The organism is Anaerosporobacter sp. (assembly GCF_965301125.1).
The window spans coordinates 1-19744 of the sequence record NZ_CBDLAM010000064.1 but is presented as its reverse complement, the minus strand read 5'-3'; the positions used below and the strand labels follow the sequence as shown (position 1 = coordinate 19744).

Annotated in this window: 23 protein-coding genes, 1 tRNA gene, 1 pseudogene and 1 riboswitch; of the genes and pseudogenes, 20 read left to right on the top strand and 5 right to left on the bottom strand. The window is 32.1% G+C overall.

The window, feature by feature from the left end; genetic code table 11:
* From ACW2QF_RS09085 to ACW2QF_RS09075, 3 genes are all read left to right on the top strand, one after another.
* Positions 1-333: AI-2E family transporter (locus ACW2QF_RS09085; RefSeq protein WP_455715682.1), on the top strand; the 333-nt coding region annotated here is incomplete at its 5' end.
* 15 nt (positions 334-348) lie between these two features.
* A complete protein-coding gene (locus ACW2QF_RS09080) occupies positions 349-552 on the top strand; it encodes a hypothetical protein (RefSeq protein ID WP_455715681.1) in 204 nt (67 codons plus the stop codon).
* 378 nt (positions 553-930) lie between these two features.
* A complete protein-coding gene (locus ACW2QF_RS09075) occupies positions 931-1731 on the top strand; it encodes a type II toxin-antitoxin system antitoxin SocA domain-containing protein (protein WP_455715680.1) in 801 nt (266 codons plus the stop codon).
* 80 nt (positions 1732-1811) lie between these two features.
* On the opposite strand, the gene typA is transcribed toward ACW2QF_RS09075, so the two are convergent.
* Positions 1812-3644, bottom strand: coding sequence for a translational GTPase TypA (gene typA / locus ACW2QF_RS09070; protein ID WP_455715679.1), 1833 nt, complete (start codon positions 3642-3644; stop codon positions 1812-1814).
* 523 nt (positions 3645-4167) lie between these two features.
* Here typA and ACW2QF_RS09065 point away from each other — a divergent pair.
* The 8 genes from ACW2QF_RS09065 to ACW2QF_RS09030 all read left to right on the top strand — a co-directional run bounded on the left by ACW2QF_RS09065 (position 4168) and on the right by ACW2QF_RS09030 (position 10871).
* Positions 4168-4800, top strand: coding sequence for a single-stranded DNA-binding protein (locus ACW2QF_RS09065; RefSeq protein ID WP_455715678.1), 633 nt, complete (start codon positions 4168-4170; stop codon positions 4798-4800).
* 120 nt (positions 4801-4920) lie between these two features.
* Positions 4921-5412, top strand: a complete 492-nt coding sequence (locus ACW2QF_RS09060; protein ID WP_455715677.1) for a cob(I)yrinic acid a,c-diamide adenosyltransferase — start codon at positions 4921-4923, stop codon at positions 5410-5412.
* Between the two features lie 148 nt (positions 5413-5560).
* Positions 5561-5735, top strand: a riboswitch (Lysine riboswitch).
* A gap of 351 nt (positions 5736-6086) precedes the next feature.
* Positions 6087-6971, top strand: a complete 885-nt coding sequence (dapA, locus tag ACW2QF_RS09055) for a 4-hydroxy-tetrahydrodipicolinate synthase (RefSeq protein WP_455715676.1) — start codon at positions 6087-6089, stop codon at positions 6969-6971.
* 60 nt (positions 6972-7031) lie between these two features.
* Entirely contained in the window at positions 7032-7787 is a 756-nt protein-coding gene (gene dapB / locus ACW2QF_RS09050) for a 4-hydroxy-tetrahydrodipicolinate reductase (protein WP_455715675.1), read from the top strand.
* Between the two features lie 232 nt (positions 7788-8019).
* Positions 8020-8733, top strand: a complete 714-nt coding sequence (locus ACW2QF_RS09045; protein ID WP_455715674.1) for a LytR/AlgR family response regulator transcription factor — start codon at positions 8020-8022, stop codon at positions 8731-8733.
* A complete protein-coding gene (locus tag ACW2QF_RS09040) occupies positions 8733-10067 on the top strand; it encodes a sensor histidine kinase (protein ID WP_455715673.1) in 1335 nt (444 codons plus the stop codon). The genes ACW2QF_RS09045 and ACW2QF_RS09040 overlap by 1 nt, the downstream gene beginning before the upstream one ends.
* 92 nt (positions 10068-10159) lie before the next feature.
* Complete coding sequence (locus ACW2QF_RS09035) at positions 10160-10759, top strand: accessory gene regulator ArgB-like protein (RefSeq protein ID WP_455715672.1); 600 nt, start codon at positions 10160-10162, stop codon at positions 10757-10759.
* Positions 10743-10871, top strand: coding sequence for a cyclic lactone autoinducer peptide (locus ACW2QF_RS09030; RefSeq protein WP_455715671.1), 129 nt, complete (start codon positions 10743-10745; stop codon positions 10869-10871). The genes ACW2QF_RS09035 and ACW2QF_RS09030 overlap by 17 nt, the downstream gene beginning before the upstream one ends.
* Positions 10872-11283: 412 nt before the next feature.
* Here ACW2QF_RS09030 and ACW2QF_RS09025 read toward each other — a convergent pair whose 3' ends face one another.
* Positions 11284-12660, bottom strand: a complete 1377-nt coding sequence (locus ACW2QF_RS09025) for an NCS2 family permease (RefSeq protein ID WP_455715670.1) — start codon at positions 12658-12660, stop codon at positions 11284-11286.
* Positions 12661-13021: 361 nt separating this feature from the next.
* Here ACW2QF_RS09025 and ACW2QF_RS09020 point away from each other — a divergent pair, with 361 nt between their 5' ends.
* Both ACW2QF_RS09020 and ACW2QF_RS09015 read left to right on the top strand, forming a co-directional pair.
* On the top strand, positions 13022-15376 hold the full coding sequence (locus ACW2QF_RS09020; RefSeq protein ID WP_455715669.1) for a SpoIID/LytB domain-containing protein: 2355 nt from the start codon (positions 13022-13024) through the stop codon (positions 15374-15376).
* 200 nt (positions 15377-15576) lie between these two features.
* Positions 15577-15661: transfer RNA gene (locus tag ACW2QF_RS09015), tRNA-Leu, on the top strand.
* A 79-nt stretch (positions 15662-15740) separates the two neighbouring features.
* Here ACW2QF_RS09015 and ACW2QF_RS09010 read toward each other — a convergent pair.
* From ACW2QF_RS09010 to ACW2QF_RS09000, 3 genes are all read right to left on the bottom strand, one after another.
* Positions 15741-15929 carry a hypothetical protein gene (locus ACW2QF_RS09010; RefSeq protein ID WP_455715668.1) on the bottom strand — a complete coding sequence of 63 codons (189 nt, stop codon included), beginning with the start codon at positions 15927-15929 and terminating at the stop codon, positions 15741-15743.
* 182 nt (positions 15930-16111) lie between these two features.
* Positions 16112-17185, bottom strand: a complete 1074-nt coding sequence (locus ACW2QF_RS09005; RefSeq protein WP_455715667.1) for a tyrosine-type recombinase/integrase — start codon at positions 17183-17185, stop codon at positions 16112-16114.
* 1 nt (position 17186) lies between these two features.
* Entirely contained in the window at positions 17187-17426 is a 240-nt protein-coding gene (locus ACW2QF_RS09000) for a helix-turn-helix domain-containing protein (RefSeq protein ID WP_455715666.1), read from the bottom strand.
* Positions 17427-17619: 193 nt separating this feature from the next.
* On the opposite strand from ACW2QF_RS09000, the gene ACW2QF_RS08995 reads away from it, so the two are divergent.
* The 7 genes and pseudogenes from ACW2QF_RS08995 to ACW2QF_RS08965 form a co-directional block, all read left to right on the top strand.
* Complete coding sequence (locus ACW2QF_RS08995) at positions 17620-17853, top strand: helix-turn-helix transcriptional regulator (protein WP_455715665.1); 234 nt, start codon at positions 17620-17622, stop codon at positions 17851-17853.
* 48 nt (positions 17854-17901) lie between these two features.
* Positions 17902-18600, top strand: coding sequence for an ORF6C domain-containing protein (locus ACW2QF_RS08990; RefSeq protein ID WP_455715664.1), 699 nt, complete (start codon positions 17902-17904; stop codon positions 18598-18600).
* Between the two features lie 3 nt (positions 18601-18603).
* A complete protein-coding gene (locus ACW2QF_RS08985; protein ID WP_455715663.1) occupies positions 18604-18804 on the top strand; it encodes a hypothetical protein in 201 nt (66 codons plus the stop codon).
* Positions 18804-18959 carry a hypothetical protein gene (locus ACW2QF_RS08980; protein WP_455715662.1) on the top strand — a complete coding sequence of 52 codons (156 nt, stop codon included), beginning with the start codon at positions 18804-18806 and terminating at the stop codon, positions 18957-18959. Before ACW2QF_RS08985 ends, ACW2QF_RS08980 begins: the two co-directional genes overlap by 1 nt.
* A 163-nt stretch (positions 18960-19122) precedes the next feature.
* Positions 19123-19380, top strand: a complete 258-nt coding sequence (locus ACW2QF_RS08975; RefSeq protein WP_455715661.1) for an AbrB/MazE/SpoVT family DNA-binding domain-containing protein — start codon at positions 19123-19125, stop codon at positions 19378-19380.
* A 10-nt stretch (positions 19381-19390) separates the two neighbouring features.
* Complete coding sequence (locus tag ACW2QF_RS08970; RefSeq protein WP_455715660.1) at positions 19391-19567, top strand: hypothetical protein; 177 nt, start codon at positions 19391-19393, stop codon at positions 19565-19567.
* Positions 19546-19744, top strand: a pseudogene (locus tag ACW2QF_RS08965) (hypothetical protein); the annotation flags it as partial. The gene ACW2QF_RS08970 and the pseudogene ACW2QF_RS08965, both read left to right, overlap by 22 nt.

Below are 19744 nucleotides of genomic sequence, written 5' to 3'. Positions count from 1 at the left end.
ATTAGAATGATAACAGATAACTTTAAATTAGCATTCGGTGGATATTTGAAAGCACAATTTAAGATTATGCTTATTATTACAATTATTTTGTTTGTCGGCTTCGAAATTATGAATATCGGATATTCCATTTTGTTAGCATTGGTAATTGCTTTCTTAGATCTTTTACCGTTCTTTGGGACAGGAGCAGTTTTGTGGCCTTGGGCAGTGGTAGAATTGGTGACTGGAGACTACATTAGCGCAGTTGGATTAATCATTATCTATCTAATATGCCAGGTTGTTAGACAGATTCTTCAACCTAAGTTAGTAGGGGATAGTATAGGTATAAGTCCATGACAGACTCTGCTATTCATGTATATAGGGTATAAGGTTAAAGGTATTCTAGGAATTATTCTAGGAATACCAATTGGAATGGTACTTATTAACTTCTATAAATCAGGGGCTTTTGATGGTATTATTGAAGATATTCGATATATAGCTAATGATATTGTTAGATTGCGAAAGTATAAAGGAAACAATGATAAGAACCATAAAAATAATCAAAATAATGAATAGTGCATAAATATACAAAAAAGTGAATATTTCAAGGGAAATAAAGGAAAAACCGAAATGTAGTAATTTAGGCCTACACTTCGGTTTTGGTATTTATAAACATAAAAGTCATAATATTGTAAAGTGAATTAAGATTTCATTTGCAACTTAAAATATTTTACTCAAATTTCAAGAATTTAAATTGTAAATTATAGCATAATTTAATAATATTTCTTAATATTCTAGCAAATATAGCTAAGAAAATGGAAAAAAAATTAAAGTGTATAGATATTCATTAATTTGAAACTTGACCAAATGGAAAATATTATATATTATATAATTGATAAACAAGTGTTACCAAAAATCGCCACATTTTCAGTAAGGGAAGGGAAGGATAATAATATGGAGAATGAACTTTTACCGGATGTGAATACAACTGTATCTGTTGATGAAATTCAACAAATCATTACAAATTATAAGATTGGGAAAAAGCCACTTGCAAGATTACTAGGTTGGGGGGAAACAACTATTATACGTTATCTTGAAGGTGATGCACCAACTACGGAATATTCTGATAAGCTGCGAGCTATACTTGCAAATCCAACATATTACTATAGTATACTTATGAGAAATAAAGATAATTTAACAAACGTAGCTTTTAGAAAAAGTAAGAAAGCAGTACTAGAGAGACTTATGCAATCTAAGATTGACATTGTTGCTCAATACATAATTAATCTCAAAGATTCTGAGGTGAGTGCTGGATATATACAAGTGCTTTTATTCTATATACAAGCTTTTTCTCTTGCGTTCCATGGAAAAGAAATGTTTGAAGATGAATGTTTCACAATAGGAAATACTTCACCTTATCCAAATGTTTATGAGAATATGAAGAGATATGGAATGGTTAAACTTGAGATTGATGATTCTGTTTTATCTGAAGAAGAAAAAGATCTAATCAATGCAGTAATTGATGGATTTACATGGTATGGACCAAAAGCATTGTTCGCTCTTTTAGAAAGAGAGAGTAAAATCTTAAGTGACTCTGTTGAAAATTCTAATATGAAGTATATTGCAAAAGATGTATTAAAGAATTATTATAAGGAAGCGTTAATCCAGTATAATATCAGTAACATATCAGAAATTGGTAGATATCCAGACATCACATTATCAGAATTACGAAGAGATATGATGTATGTAATCTAATCTTAAATTGTAAATATAAAATTATATAATTAGTACATAATAGAACAGGCGGTTGATTAACCGCCTGTTCTTATTATTCCTTATTTACCATTTCTCTTTGCACGCATTCTTTGTGTAGGATCTAGAATCTTTTTACGAATACGAAGATTTTCAGGTGTTACTTCTAATAATTCATCTGTATCAATGAATTCCAAAGCTTGTTCTAAGCTTAAGATACGTGGAGGTGTTAATTTAAGTGCATCATCTGCACCAGAAGAACGAGTATTTGTTAATTGTTTTTTCTTACAAATGTTTACTTCAATATCTTCTGCTTTACCATTTTGTCCAATAATCATACCAGCGTAAACTTTCTCTCCTGGTCCAATGAATAAAGTACCACGTTCCTGTGCGTTATATAGACCGTAAGTGATAGATTCTCCTGTTTCGAAAGCAATCAAAGAACCTTGTTTTCTGTATTGAATATCACCTTTATATGGGCCATAGTCATCAAAAACTGTATTAATGATACCATTACCTCTTGTATCTGTTAGGAATTCACCACGGTAACCAATTAAACCTCTTGCAGGAATAGAGAATTCTAATCTAGAATAGCCACCATTAGCAGTAGACATGCCTTGTAATTCACCTTTACGTTGGCTTAATTTATCAATTACAGTACCAGTATATTCTTCAGGAACATCAATGATAGCTGTTTCCATTGGTTCAAGAAGTTTACCATTTTCATCTGTACGGTAAAGAACTTCTGCTTTACTTACTGCGAATTCATAACCTTCACGACGCATGTTTTCAATTAATACAGAAAGATGTAACTCACCACGTCCAGAGACTTTATAGCTTTCAGTAGTGTCAGTTTCTTCTACACGTAAACTTACATCAGTGTTTAATTCTCTAAAAAGACGTTCTCTTAAGTGTCTTGAAGTTACGAATTTACCTTCTTGTCCAGCAAATGGACTATCATTAACCATGAAATGCATAGCAATTGTTGGTTCAGAAATCTTTTGGAAAGGAATTGGTACTGGATTTTCTACAGAACATAAGGTATCACCGATATGAATATCAGGAATACCGGAGATAGCAACAATAGCACCAATATCAGCTTTATCAACTTCTACCTTCTTAAGTCCTTCGAATTCGTATAGTTTACCAATTTTAACCTTCTTGCGTTTTTCAGGTTCATGTGCATTTACAAGCATTACCTCTTGATTTAAACGAAGAGAACCGTTGTCTACTTTACCAACACCGATACGTCCAACATATTCATTATAATCAATTGTACTGATTAGAACTTGTGTATCTGCATCTGGATCTCCCTCTGGAGCTGGAATGTAATTAATGATTGTTTCGAATAATGGTTTCATGTTTTCAGGTGAATCGTCTAATTCAAGAATAGCGATTCCTTCTTTAGCAGAAGCATATACGAAAGGACAATCAAGTTGTTCTTCAGAAGCATCTAGTTCAATAAATAAATCAAGAACTTCGTCGATTACTTCCATAGGTCTTGCTTCAGGTCTATCAATTTTGTTAATACATACTATTACAGGTAATTCAAGCTCTAAGGCTTTCTTAAGTACGAATTTTGTTTGAGGCATAGCGCCTTCATAAGCGTCTACTACTAGAACAACACCATTTACCATCTTTAGAACACGTTCTACTTCGCCACCGAAGTCAGCATGTCCCGGTGTATCAATAATATTTATTTTAATATCATTGTAAAATACGGCTGTATTCTTTGATAAAATTGTTATTCCACGTTCTCTTTCAATATCATTAGAGTCCATAACTCTTTCTTGCACTGTTTGATTGGAACGAAATACACCGCTTTGTTTTAATAATTCATCAACCAAAGTAGTTTTTCCATGGTCAACGTGTGCAATAATAGCTATATTTCTAATATCTTCTCTTTTTGTTCTCATTGTTTCTCCAATCTGCACCAGACTGTTTTGTCTGTATACGAATAAAACTTGTGTAAAAATGAGTATTTTTACACGTATATCAAGTATTATTTAAAGTTAACGTACAACTAATATATTCTATCACAAATTTAGTAATTTACAAGCAGTTATAAGAAATGCAAATATTTTTGGGAAAAATGTAACATTTCCTTATAATTATTATATCAATGCAAGGGAATATTACTCAAATATAGAGGGGATAAAGCATGAGACTTAGTTTTAAATATACATATAGAAGTATAACCAGTGTCCCTATACAAAACTTACAAAAAAAGTCAAAATTTATGTGCAAAATGTTAATTTTTTATTAAAGTTAAAAACTAATATTTACATTTGGTCTAAAATGTACTAAAATTGGAAATACTTTAGTGAATTACAATTTTTTACTTCTAAAAGTTAAAAGCCTAGCATAGATATATTAGTGAAGCTATTAATATACAATGTGCTATTTTTTAGAGCAGGATTAAGAGAGGAGTCGTACCATATGACAGATAAAGTATTTGATAATAATCAAGTAAGTATTGCAGGAGAGGTAATCAGTGAATTTGAGTACAGCCATGATGTGTTTGGAGAAGGATTCTATACCGTTGATGTATCGGTTGGCAGACTTAGTAGTTCATCTGATGTAATCCCACTAATGATTTCTGAACGTCTCATGGATGTTAAAAAGAGCTATGTAGGAAAGTATATCGAGATACTTGGGCAGTTTCGATCATACAATAGACATGAAGAGAATCGCAATCGATTAGTTCTTTCTGTATTTGTTAGAGAAGTTAAAATTTATGATGAGGAATATGAAAGCCCTAAACCAAATTATATCTTTTTAGATGGCTATGTATGTAAACAGCCAATCTATAGAAAGACGCCATTAGGAAGAGAAATCGCAGATATTTTATTAGCTGTTAATAGACCTTATGGTAAATCTGATTATATCCCATGTATCTGCTGGGGAAGAAATGCAAGATTTGCAGAGAGTTTTGAAGTTGGAGGACATATACAAGTATTCGGCCGTATTCAAAGTAGAGAATACCAAAAGAAAGTTGGAGAGGAAGACTTTGAGAAGAGAGTCGCATACGAAGTTTCTGTTAGTAAATTAGAATGTATTGAAGAGAATTAAGCCAATAAGTATTTACAATTTAACAATAATGTTGTATTATGGTATATCAAAAAGCAATGTGTTTTTGAAGAAGAAACTGGGAAATTGGACAGTTACGTAATAAGAAAGGACATGGGCAAGATGGATAAAAAGATTGTTCAAGTATATTATGGCAACGGTAAAGGAAAAACAACCGCAGCAGTTGGCCAGTGTATACGAGCAGCAAGTCTAGGCTATGAAGTTATTATAATACAATTTTTAAAGGGAAGAGATGCTGAAGAATTCTCATTCTTAAGTAAATTGGAACCAGATATTAAACTTTTCCGTTTTGAGAAAGCAAAGGAATCCTATATTGATCTTACAGAAGAAGAGCAACTTGAAGAAAAGAAGAACATATTAAATGGGTTCAATTTTGCTAGAAAAGTAATAGAAACAGGAGAATGTGATGTCTTAGTATTAGATGAGGTTCTTGGCTTAGTAGATCTTGGGATGATAACCATTGACGACATTGTTAAACTAATTAATTTAAGAGATGATTATTATAAATTAGTCTTAACTGGGCTTAATATGCCAGAAGAGCTAATTGATCATGTTGATATGATATCGAAGATAGAGCAAATTAAGGGGTTCTAACTTAAAAAAATAGAGGCAATTTTTTATGTGTATGCTTGTAAATGAATTTACAGTTGGGCATATCATGTGAAAAATTGCCTTTTTGATTACAACACGTTTTAGCTCTTGACAAATGTAAAGTATGGTGATATGATTAACACAATTTAAATAATTTGGTAGAGGCGCATTTTTTATCAGTAAACTGTAGGATATGTCAGGCATAGTCGATAACAGTTGAAAGGAAAAGATGCCGAAGTTCTTATTAACCTGAGGAATAAGAGCTGGGCATATGGTTAATAACTCTATGACTGTCATCAACACAATGATGGAGTTCAACCTAAAGTATTTTTATTGCATATCAAAAAATGATACATATGCAGCATTCTTTAGGAGTCGACCATGTAGTCGACTTTTTTTAGTTGTATGTAATAAGACTAAAAACTCTCCGTAGCTACTGAATGCGGCAATTAAGAGAAAAAGCATTCGAAAAGAAACCTTAAATACTATTATATTTTCATAATCAAAAAACAGTACATATAATTCAAAATAATTAATAAAAAGTATTTCAAGGATGTAAAGATAGAATATAATAACAATATAAGGGTATTTATTCTATTAATTACAAGACACTGATTCGAGTGTTATTCTGTTATAAGAAGCCGTGTAATTAATAATTTTATTAGGAGGGCTTAATTATGGCTATTTTTACAGGAGCAGGCGTTGCAATCGTTACACCATTCAAAGATAACTTGGAGGTAGACTATAACAAATTAGAAGAATTTATTGATTATCAAATTGATAACAAGACGGACAGTATAATTATTTGTGGTACAACAGGTGAGGCATCTACATTAACCCATGAAGAACATTTGGAATGTATTAAAGTAGCTGTTAACAGAGTAAACAAAAGAATCCCGGTTATAGCTGGAACAGGTTCTAACTGTACAGAGACAGCAAAATATCTTTCAAAAGAAGCATGCAAAGCAGGTGCAGATGGTCTATTACTTGTAACACCTTACTATAATAAAGCTACACAAAAAGGTTTAGTTGAACATTTTACGGATATCGCTCAAGTTTCAGATGCACCGATTATCTTATATAATGTTCCATCAAGAACTGGATGCAATATCGCAGCTAAAACAGTTGCAACATTAGTAAACAATGTTGATAACATCGTTGGTATCAAAGAAGCAAGTGGAAACATGTCACAAGCTGCTGAAATCATGTTATTAACAGAAGGAAGAATCGACATGTACTCAGGTAATGATGACCAGATTATACCTATCTTATCGCTTGGTGGTAAAGGGGTAATCTCAGTATTATCCAATATCGCTCCTAGAGAGACACATGATATAGTAGAGAAATACATCGCTGGTGATCTTAAAGGTAGTCTTGAATTACAATTAAAATATCTACCATTAATTAAAGAACTTTTCTGTGAAGTAAATCCAATCCCTGTTAAAAAAGCTGTTGAGTTAGCGGGCTTAGTTTCAGGCGTAATGAGAAAACCACTTACAGAGATGGAACCTGAGAATGCAAAACGCTTGATGGAAGAAATGAAAGCAGTAGGTATTCTTTAGTAAGAAAATGTGATAGAATACGATTAGAGTTACATAGGATAGAAGTTGGAGGCAATATAGATGTTAAAGATTATTATGCACGGCTGCAATGGTAAGATGGGTCAAGTAATTTCTGAAATTGTTAGAAATGACGAAGAATCTATAATTGTTGCAGGAATCGACCCATACACGATGCGAGAAAATGAGTATCCAGTTTATGATGATATTACTAAGTGTGATATTCTTGCGGATGTTATCATTGATTTTGCATCATCAAATGCAGTTGATAAGTTATTGGCATATGCTAAGGAACGAAAAATTCCAGTAGTATTATGTACCACAGGATTATCAGAAGAGCAATTAAATAAAGTTGAAGAAACAAGTAAAGAAGTGGCAATATTAAAATCGGCTAATATGTCTGTCGGTGTTAACTTACTATTTAAATTAGTACAGGAAGCTACTAAGATGTTAGCAAAAGACTATGATATTGAGATTGTTGAACGTCATCATAATCAAAAAGTTGATGCACCATCAGGTACGGCACTTGCATTTGGTGATAAGATTAACGAAGTATTAGATGATGAATATGAATATGTGTATGATCGTTCTACAGAACGAAAGAAGCGTAGTAAGAAGGAAATTGGTTTTAGTGCAGTACGTGGCGGAAGTATCGTAGGAGATCATGAAATTATATTCGCTGGCTTAGACGAAGTAATTGAATTTCGTCATAGTGCATATTCAAAAGCTGTATTTGCTAAGGGCGCAGTGACAGCAGCTAAATTCTTAGCAGGTAAACCAGCTGGAAAATATGATATGAGTGATGTTATAAAATTCTAAAAAGAATACTGTTATGAACTTGAGATGCACCTTCAAATGGTAGAGGAAATATATCTAACATTTGCGGGTGTATTTTTAATTTCATTAAATTGGACCTATTCATTCTATTGAAAAATAGGTGTCAAAAGGACACAAACGACACAAACAATTGCTTTGCAATATTTTGAATTTAATGTATAATCTTATAAGAATAAACCATATGATAGGTTTTTTTGGTGGGGGAGGTGGTTCAATGTTGAGAATAGCCATATGTGATGATAATAAGACAATTTTACTTTCCTATAAGCAACGTATTAAAGCTTTATTTGAAAGTAAGCAAGTGGATATTGCAATTTTCGACTACACAAAGGGGAGTAAGTTGATAGATGATTGTGCTGCAGTTCCATTTGATTTAATATTTTTAGATATTGATATGCCTGAAATGACTGGTTTTGAAGTAGCTGAGAAGATAAATGAAATAAGTGATGATACCGTTATTGTTTTCATAACGAATGAAGAACAACTGGTGTATCGATCTTTACGATATAGCCCTTTTCGTTTTATTAGAAAGACATACTTAGTTGCAGAATTGAAAGAAGCAATCAACTCATTTTTACAATTATATATTAAAAGAAATAAAACTCAAGTATTTAATTGCATAAACGGAGAATTAATTGCAGTTAATATTAAAGATATTATTTACATAGAAAGTAATAAACATAAGGTAACTGTATATACTCAGAGAAAAAAAATTGTTACAAAAGCAAAAATTGGTGAATTAGAAGAAAATTTGAAATGTTTCGGATTTATACGTGTTCATGTAGGTTACTTAATCAATATGAAGTATATATTTTCGATAGAAAAGACAGAGATAATTTTAGTGGATCAAACAAGTATTCCAATGAGTCGCCATAGAACAGAACAAGTGAAAACGGAATTTCACAAATTCATAAGGAGTGAGTTTTAATGATTGTAGATGTATTGATAGACTGGTTGCCGAGCTTAATTGAAAATTTCACAATCCTTTATTTTATGGCATTTTGTCTGAAATTCAAAAAAAGCTTCCCACGTGTAATGCAAGGTGTAATTCTATGTGTATTAACTATAGTCTTGTGCCTTTTAAGTAATTTTACAACACAAGTATCAGAATATGAAACAATACTTATGGTTATTGCTATAATCGTTTGTGTTGGTTTCGGTGTTATATGTTTAGAAGGAACACTTATCAATAGTGTTTTTACCTCTTTGATTCCTTTTGTATTAATAGTGGTTATTAATTCAGTTACTTTGTATGTTGTTTCAGTCTTTACTAATACAGCGATGAATCTACTAGTTAATAGTGATAATATAACGGTATTAATGTTGGTAATAGTTACAAAAGGAATATTAATATTAGCGGTGTCTTTAATTGCTAGGCTAAGCCCGAAAAGCAACTTTGTTTTTAAGAAAAATGAGATCATTTGTATATTACTTATTTTCGTATCAACTTTCTTAATATCTGTTTATATATTTAATAATCAAATTAAAATAGAAGATAAATATAAAAGTAATAATATATACTTTATTTTAGCTATTATAGGGCTTATTGTAATCAATATTCTAACTTATGTTTCGTATATAAAGATAGAAAAGGATAATAGTGAAAAAATTAAATATGAACTTGTTAAAATGCAGTTAGAACAACAAAAGCAATCTTATGGAGAGTTCGAGAAGAAGAATCTAGAGATACGAAAGATACGACATGATATGCGTAATTATATGGATGCTTGCCTTGCGTTGATTAAATCATCAGAATATGATAAAGCTCAAGAATACCTTAATAATATATGTACTAGAGTAATTGAGCCAATAAATTATGCAATTGTTACAGATAGCTCATTAATCAATGCATTTTTAAATAATAAGTTACATGAATGTAATAGTTATGGGATTAAGCTAGATTACAAGATTTTATCAGGGTTTGATGGATTTGATGAGCTTGATATTTGTGTTTTGTTGGGGAATTTATGGAATAATGCAGTAGAGGCGACGAAAAATCTAGATACAGAAAAATTAATTTATTTTGAAGTATTATCTAGTAGAAACTATTTAATAATTATATTAAGAAATAATATAAAAGAGTCTATACTAAAATCTAATCCTAATTTTAAGACTACAAAACTGGATAAAGCAAATCATGGTCTTGGCATAATCAGTGTAAGGGAAATTGTAGAAAAATACGGTGGAATAATGGAAATATCGGAAAATGATAAAAATATAGAGTTTCAAATATCACTAAAAAGAAGGCGGAATATTAAGTGACTACCAACTATGTATTATTATGGACCAGTCGTGCCTAACATATTGAAATTACTGTAGAATAAGGTTAATATATGGCTATGGGAGGAAGTCAAATGATTACAAAAATAGCCAATAAATTAACCCTTTTTTTAGTGGATAGAGGAATAATATCTAGGGAGGATATACCAATCTATGCTTATGGTTACGAGGCATTATTGGGTTCAATAGTGAATTCAATACTTGTAGTTGTATTAGGTTTAATTTTTCATCAAGGCTTGCAATCGATCGTGTTTCTTGTGGTATTTGCTTTGACTCGTGTTTATAGTGGTGGTTATCATGCACAGTCTTATCTAAAGTGTAATTTGACGTTAGCTTCTGCTTACATAATTATGATTACGTTAACTGAAGCGATCGTTTATAGTGAGTCAAGTTATGCAACAGTAGTATTTGTGTTATTCTATTTGTCTGTTATTCTTAGGTTTGCACCCGTACCAAATCCTAAGAAGCAGACAAGTGAAGCAGAGAGAATAAAGTTTAGGGAGAAAATTTTATTACTCTCTGCTATGTGGACAATAGTAATCATAGTCCTTAGCTTTTTTTATATTAGAATTGCTTTAAATGTGGCTATTACACTGTTTGTTGTGGCAGTGCTTATAGTGATACAAAAAATAATTGGAAGAGAGGAGGAAATTCACAATGAAAAAATTACTTAATGTAGTAGCAAAAGCTGGATTGAGTTCAGCTAAAAGTGCTGTTAGTATTAATTCGTGGTGGTATATTTATCAACCTCAGGAACCAAAAGAATTAAAGAAGTTTAAGAAATGAGTTGTGCAAACAATCTATAAGTAGCGTGTAACCACCGTATTTGTAAATCATCCCTAATTATGACGAAAGTCATTAATTGCACATCTTAGAAAAGGAGTTATTATACGAAAAGCAATTGAGTATAATAACTCTTTTTTGTGGAAATATTTTAGGTTATTATTCTAAAGTTACAATAATGGAAGCTGATAAACTACAAAAAGATTTACTAAGAGAAATCAAACTAAAATAAAATAGAAAAACGGTTGCCGCATAAGTGGACAACCGTTTTTCTGTGTTTTAAAACAAATAAATAAGTGTGTGATGTGTTTTAAAGAATAACAACACTTCCATTGTAATAGTTTAATGTGATAAAATCAATAGACTTTTTGGATTGATTAAGAATTAACATCAAAAAGCCAAAATACTACATTTATTATAGTATAGCCATAATGATGTATTTGGCTATAAATAATATAGTAAGAATATACATTAAGACACTGATTTTCTTTTCTTTCGCTTTACCTGAGAAAACATTGATTAATGTATAAGAGATAACGCCAAGAGCGATACCTTCTGCAATGCTATACATGAATGGCATTGCAATAATACAAAGGAAAGCAGGGATTGCTTCTGCCATATCTTCAAAATTAATCTTAGCTACAGCACCAATCATATAGAAACCTACAATAATTAGAGCAGGGGCCGTTGCGAATGAAGGAATTGCAACGAAAATTGGTGATATGAAGATTGATAAGAAGAACAAGATAGCAGCTGTTACGGCTGTAAGACCTGTACGTCCGCCTTCTGATACACCAGAAGAACTTTCAACATAAGTCGTAGTTGTAGATGTACCTAATACAGCACCAGCGCAAGTAGCAAGGGAATCTGCTAATAAAGCGCCTTTGACTCTTGGTAATTTGCCATCTTTATCAAGCATATTTGATTTGGAAGCAACACCAATTAATGTTCCTAACGTATCGAATAAATCAACGAATAAGAAAGCAAATACTACTAATATAAAGTCTGCAATTCTTACGGATCCAGCTTCAATGTTAAATGCTTGGCCAAAAGTTTCACCAAGTGCTCCTAAGTTAAGACCATTTGAGAAGTCTGGATATAGGGAGTAACAAGATAATTCTGGATTTACAACATAAAGTCCTGTAGCTTGGCATATCATACCTAGAACCCATGTAGCAAGAATTCCAATTAATATACCACCACGAACTTTTTTTATTAATAAGATCGCTGTAATAACGATACCGATTAAAGCTAAAACCGCACTGATACCAACAGAATTGAAGTTCTCTTTGAAATTTTGATAAGTTACAAGAGTTACACTTTGGTCAACTACAAGATGAGAACCTTGCAAACCAAGGAAAGCTATGAATAAACCGATACCAACACTTACAGCATGCTTTAGAGTCATTGGTATAGAATTAAAGATTGCTTCTCGTACATTTGTTAATGAAAGTAAAAGGAAGATAATACCTTCGACAAAAACAGCTAATAAAGCTAATTGCCATGAAAATCCCATACCTAAGCAAACAGTAAAGGCAAAGTAAGTATTAAGGCCCATACCAGGAGCTAAAGCAAATGGATAGTTTGCAAGAAAAGCCATTAATAGAGTTCCGATACAAGCAGCTAGAGCTGTTGCTATAAGAACCGCATTAGCATTCATTCCAGCTTGTGAGAGTTGTGATGGGTTGACTGCAAGAATATACGCCATAGTTACAAACGTTGTAATACCTGCAAGTACTTCTGTTTTAACAGTCGTATTATTCGCTTTGAGTTTGAATAAACGTTCTAACAATGTGAAACCTCCTGAAAAATAAGAAATTACTGATGATGTTTATAGGATAATACAACATTTAAAGCTAATTAGTTATATTATTAAGTAAAACACCGGAAAATATTAGGAATATAGAATAATAAATCATATCTACCTCCCTAGGAACTACAATATTAACAAAATCATATTTTTAAGTCAATACCTTATCATAATCAAAACGGTAATATAATATATTTACATATGTGGACGTGCAGTATAAAATAGATTTTACTATAGAAAAAATGTGAGAAAGACAAGTATATCAGAAAGGAAAGCCACAAGTCTGTCTTTTATGCTTAAATCGTGGCAGGATTTATAATAAATATAATCCATAGGTATTTATATGAAGCGCAAAATAGCATTGATAATACTCTGTATCATTATAATATGTTGTATCTTTTTAAGAAATGGAAGTTCGAATTCGAGAGATACTAATATTGGTGGGAATGATCAAGTACAAAATCTGTTAGAGGAAACAATAACTCGTGCACAAGTTGCTAAGATGATTAGTTATGCCGCTTATACGAGGGAAGAATGTGAACAGTTAGATCGAGTTATTACTTATAAAGATACGGACAAGGATAAATGGTATGATAAATACATTAATGCCGTTACCGTACTAGAGTTGATGGAGGAAGATAAGAATTTCCGACCAAAAGATGCGCTTACATATGGAGAAGCAAAGGAAATATTAGAGAAATTACAATTAACTGATTATAAACGTCTTCGCTTTGATCTAACGGATGATATCTTAAGTAGCAAGGTAAGCTTTACAGATTGGTTATCTGTCTATGAATACATCTGCACGGAAATATATAATTATGTCCCTAGTGAAATGGATATCTTTGTAGTAATGGCTGGAGGCGATAAGGATGATAAATGGAAAGTGGTAGGAGAAGATGGCACTTATCAAAGCGATGGGATTTCACTAGAATCCTGTTTGAATCTAACGGTTACTGCTATTGTGAAGGGAGATGAAATCTTAGCTGTTAAGCAAGTTAAGAATGAAACCATTTCACTTGAAAATGTTTGGATCATTGACGGGAAGAAACAAAGTGTAACTGTTTTTATAAATGGAGTAGAAAGAACGTTTCAAACAGAAAATGTATTGGCTGAAGAAATTACTAATGTTGTTGGTGATTTAATTATAAGCAACCAAAAGATAACGAAAGTTTCTGTTAAACCTAACAGAATTTCTGGAAAAGTATTGGCAGCTACCAAAGAGTATATTGAAATTGAGGATTATGGTAAGATACCTCTAGAAGAGGAGTACAAAATCTATAAGATCTATGGCGATGTAGAGTCAAAGTTTAGTAATTCCGTGCTTGTAGGATATAAGGTAACAGATTTTGTTATATCGAATGATAAAATCAGTGCAGCTTTAATCAAAGAAAGTGCAAAAGCAGAAAATATACGTGTATTACTAAAAACAACAGGATTTAAAGATATCTTCCATAGTAAAGTGGTGATAACTTCTGATAAACCATTTACAATAACCTATGGAAAGAAAAAGAAGAAATATGATGCTAATGAGAAAGTGACAATCAAGCCATCAAGTAATATGCTAAAAGACGGTAGGTTGCAAGTAAAGACTACAGATAAGGGTAAAATAACGATTTCTTCAATTAAAAGAGCATATGGTACTCCAAGTTATAGAGGATCACTCGAGATTGTTTCATATGATCAAGGTTTAACGATCGTGAATGAATTACCATTAGAAGAATATTTATATAGCGTCGTACCAAGTGAGATGCCAACTTTTTATGGAAAAGAAGCACTTAAAGTGCAAGCTGTCTGTGCAAGAAGTTATGCATATAATCAATTATTAAGTAATCAATATAGTGAATATGGTGCACATGTAGATGATAGTACATCATTTCAGGTGTATAACAATGTTGAAGAGAATAAGGATTCCATTGAAGCTGTTAAGGATACCTACGGTAAGGTGTTGAATTATGATGATGAGGTCATTACGGCCTACTACTTCTCAACTTCCAGTGGATATACTTCAAGTGCAAGTGAAGTATGGATGAACAATACACCATTAGAATATCTAACAGGTAAATTACAAGTGGATGAGGATAAATCCGAAGAATTAGACTTGACAGATGAGAAGAAGTTCAGAGATTTTATTATCAATGAGGAGTATGATACCTACGATAGTGAATTCGCTTGGTATCGTTGGCAGACAAAGGTTTCCTTAGATGATCTTAAGAAGACGATTGATGCAAAACTAAAGACTAGATATAATGTAAACAGTCGATTGATTCTAACACTTGTTGATGGTAAATATGTTAGCACACCAGTGGATACAGTAGGTAAGATTAAGAGTATTACCGTTACAAAACGTGCAACAGGAGGTGTAGCAACAGAGATTATTATTAAGGGCTCTAAGAATACCGTAAAAGTAATTTCTGAATATAACATTCGAATTTTATTATCGCCAAGCGGCAATGATGTAGTTCGTAAGGATGATAGTAAGATATCTAACATGAGCTTATTGCCAAGTGCTTTTATCATTCTTGATGAAATTAAAAAGGATGGTAAATTAACAGGTTACAAGATACGTGGTGGCGGTTATGGACACGGCGTTGGTATGAGTCAGAATGGTGTTAAAGCAATGGTTGAAGATGGTTTCAAATATGAAGAAATTCTAGAACATTATTATACTGGTGTTGAGATTGCTTCTATTTACTAGAGTTTCATAACTTTCTATCAGATAAAAAAGGGAAGTAAGAAGTAGAGTTAATTTTCTTACTTCCTTTTGCTTTATAGAAATACATCAGAAGTTTTTTATTGCTAAGGACAACTTTACGAATAGTTAATAAAATTGAAATAATTCAATAAATATTATTGACAAGGAATTCAATACAGTATATAATGTTTTAGTACTGATAAGCAGTTGTGGCGGAATTGGCATACGCGCTAGACTAAGGATCTAGTGAGCATTGCGCTCGTACGGGTTCAAGTCCCGTCAACTGCACTACTTAAATAAAATGTAGCCAAAAATGTAGCCATTTTAACTACACAAAAGCCACTATATAGAAGTAGTGGCTTTCTTACTATCTCATATTTAATTTTTTCATGAATTCTAATGCATCTTTAAAACCTTGTTTATAACAAAGTTCCTCTGCTAATGCCCTGGCAGCATTTTCTTCACTCTCACAATCATCTAATAACTTAAGCTCTTTAGATGTAATCGTCACTTGTTCACATCTTTTTATTACTAATTCCCTTATACAGTCTTCCATTGATTGTAGCCCTCCTTAGTTTCGTCTATATATATTATAACAGAACATATGTTCTTTTTAAAGGTAAAATTAATATTTTTATTACATATAACACCAAAGTAAAATTATTGATAATTACTGATAAATATAAAACACATTTTCTGCTTAAATCTTTATATGGGATTAGTTGATTAAAAAGAATGTTATAAGCTATTAGAGAAAACTTCATTTATTTTTTCGCTTGTAGCTTTATCTACTGATTTTTGGTTATGCTGATATATTTTCTTTAACATAGTCGTATCTTTATGTCCTAGACGTTCTGATGCTATCTTATCTGGAATACCTAAATTCATCATTAGGGTTGCGTTATAGTGTCGTAAGTCGTGTAACCTAGTTGGAGGAAGATTGTATTTGTTTAATATCCATTTAAACCTATGTGAGTAATAAGAAGGGTCAACAGTCATAATGTTGCTATTAAGGTTGATAACCTTTTGCTCTTTCATATAATCCTTTAGTACATCGATAACGTATTTAGGTACAGATATTTCACGTTTTGAAAACTGATTTTTGGGGTCTTTGATAATAGTTTTGTCAAATCTTACACACGTTTCCTGAATCTTAATTTTGCAGTTTTTAAAATCTATATCCGTCCATTTAAGACCAAATATTTCTCCCCTACGAAATCCACAGGCAGCGCCAAGTATAATAGGTACACGATCATATTTATCTTTGACATAATTCCATAGCTGATTAAATTGATCTTGTTCGTATATGTTTGGGCTATAATCTATGTGCTTTGGTGCAGTGGCTTTTTCACAGACGTTTTTAGTTATTATATCTTTTTTTACTCCATAGTTAAAAGCGGAATTCAAAAACCTGTGATACTTAAGGACGGTGTTACTACTTGACCCGCTTTCTATTTTATAACTGTAAAAATCATCAACCATTATAGGAGTTAAATCTTTTACTTTTTGTGTTTTAAAATAGGGTTCTATATGCTTGGTTACATACATCTCATATAAAGATACAGTAGTGTCAGCCCAGTTATCTTTGTTGCGCTTTATATATTCGCTCAAAAAAGCGACCAACGTTTCCTTAGTATCCTTTATATCGCTGTTCTCATATTCGAATAGTTTTTCTCTTAGTTTTTTTGTAGCTTCACGTTCTGTCTTGCCATATGCTACGATTCTCTTTCGTTTACCAAATGCATCTGCGCCAACGTCACTAGATGCTACAAACCGACTATCAGACGATCGTTGATAAACATTATATTTCATCTTAGCCCCTTCTTTCTATGTTGTTTATGTCCCCAAACCCTGCTAACCAGTCTAATGTACAATTACATTTTTTTGCTATCGTTATACATTGTTCCAAGTTTGGCATCATATTTCCGCTTTCATAACGAGATAATGTAGAAGGAGTAGTATCTAAAAACTTTGCAAAATCTTTTTGATTCATTCCTCTTTCGTTTCTCAATTTCAATAATCGATTTTTAAAATCATTAACATTATCATGCATAAAGTAGCACCTCTCTTTTCAATATAATTGCATTATAATACAAAAATTGCGATTACGCAACCGTAAAATTAAAAAATTGTAAATAGTATTAAAATTAACAAAAAAATAGTATTGACATAAACTAAATAAGGTGATAGTATACAAATACAGTAATTGCGTATACGCAAACGCAATTAAAGGAAAGGAGAAATATATGAGAAAAGGCAAGTACATAGAACTTAAAGCTTATCGAGCAAGGTGCGAACTGAATCAAGAGGCAGTAGGTAAAATGATTGGTGTAAATGCATCATCTTATTCACATAAGGAAAATGGAACAGCAGCATTTTCTTTAGAAGAAGCATTTACTATTACTAGCAAACTTAATTCTATCCTCGAAAAGAAAGGATTAGAAACCACAAATATGGAAAAATTATTTGTGCGCAATTAGAATTGCGATTTCGCAAACGCAATATCAATACATAGAAAGGAAGATTACATGAACGATTTAAAAATTTTTACAAGCGCAGAATTTGGACAAGTTAGAACCTCTTATTTAGATGGCGAACCAATGTTTTGTTTAACTGACATTTGCAGATCACTAGATTTGTCTCAGCCATCTAAGGTAAAAGAAAGATTAAATGAAAAGGGTGTGAATACTATTCCTACCCTTACACAAGGAGGAACACAAAATTTACTTTATGTTAACGAAAGTAATTTGTACAAGGTAATTTTTCAGAGTAGAAAAGAATCTGCAGAAAGATTTACCGAATGGGTAACAAGTAAAGTACTTCCAGATATCCGAAAAACTGGTACATATCAAAAACCACTTACTCAAGAGGAAATTATGAGAGTACAACTATCAATGATAGATAATGTAGCAGATCGTGTGGACAAGCTTGAAAACACTATGGTGATTGATTACGGTCAACAACAGGCATTAAAGAAACTTGTCAATGCAGTAGTAGTTAAATGGCTTGGTGGTATGAATACTCCTGCATACAAAGAAATTGGCAAGAAAGTATTTAGTGAGTGCAATAGAGATATCCAAGACAGATTCAATGTAAATAGTAGAAACAATGTACCAAGGCTTAAATATGAAGAAGTATGTGAGTATATCAAAGCTTGGGAGCCATGCATAAACACTAAGATGCTTGTTAACGATTGCAATGCTCAATATGCTTTCGCAGGAGTGTAACCTATGAAAGCAGCCAGGATAATCAATCGGACAAGCATAGTAATAACAATCTTAATGTTTATCCTAGCTTACTTCACATTAGGGTCGTTAGAGCTAGGTAAAATAGATATGCTACAAGCAACACGAAGAATACTAATATTTATAGTTTTGATATTGTTTAACAGTAGTGTTGCATTACTAACTAAGAAGGGGGACAAGCAATAATGATTAATTTTGAAAAGTTAACAGAAGCTGTATTTAATGCTGTAGATGAACAACAAGCAATACCCGCTTATTCAGAGAAGAGAATCAAAAAAGCTATAGAAATGGCTTTGAAGAAAGAGTTGAGAAAGGAGCTTAGCAATGAGCAGAAGATGTAACAAACAAAATCGTATATCTGCACGTATTAATAAAAAGCCTGAAAAGTGCTTATACGAAAAGCAGTGTATAAGAAAAGAATCCTCACAAGCGGCAACTTGCAAGGATTCAAGCAACTAATAATACATTCAATGCGATTATATCGCAAATAGGAGGATTTAGTCAATGAAAAATACTGGAATAGTTAGAAAGTTAGACGAGTTAGGACGTATCACGCTACCAATAGAACTAAGAAGAACGCTTGGAGTAGGCGAAAGAGATCCATTAGAAATCTTTGTTGAAGAGGAACGAATCATTCTACAAAAGTATGAGGCAACGGATATATTCACAGGTGAAAGAAATGAGTTATTTGACTTCTACGGAAAGAAAGTATCAAAAGAGTCAATTACTCAACTTGCTAAATTAGCAGGCATAATCGAGTAGGAGTGATAATGTGATACGAATGCTAACATGTAGTAGATTTAATTGCAAACATAACCAAGACGGAGTGTGCAGAGCATTAACAGTCAATCAAGAAGAAAAAACAATAGCAATATGGAATGTAACCTATAACGAGTGTAAAACATTTGAAGAATCGGAGGAATATAAATGTCAGTTAAAGAAACAGTAATCAGTTTATTAAAGTCAACAAAACGTCCTGGCATGGACAAGCTTATAACATACATGGAAGAAAAGGGTTTCTTTGAATCACCTTGTAGTGGAGGAAATCACTTAGCTTGTAAAGGCGGACTTGCAGAGCATAGCCTTAATGTTTTCCAAGTAGCTAATCGTACAGTATTTGTTATGT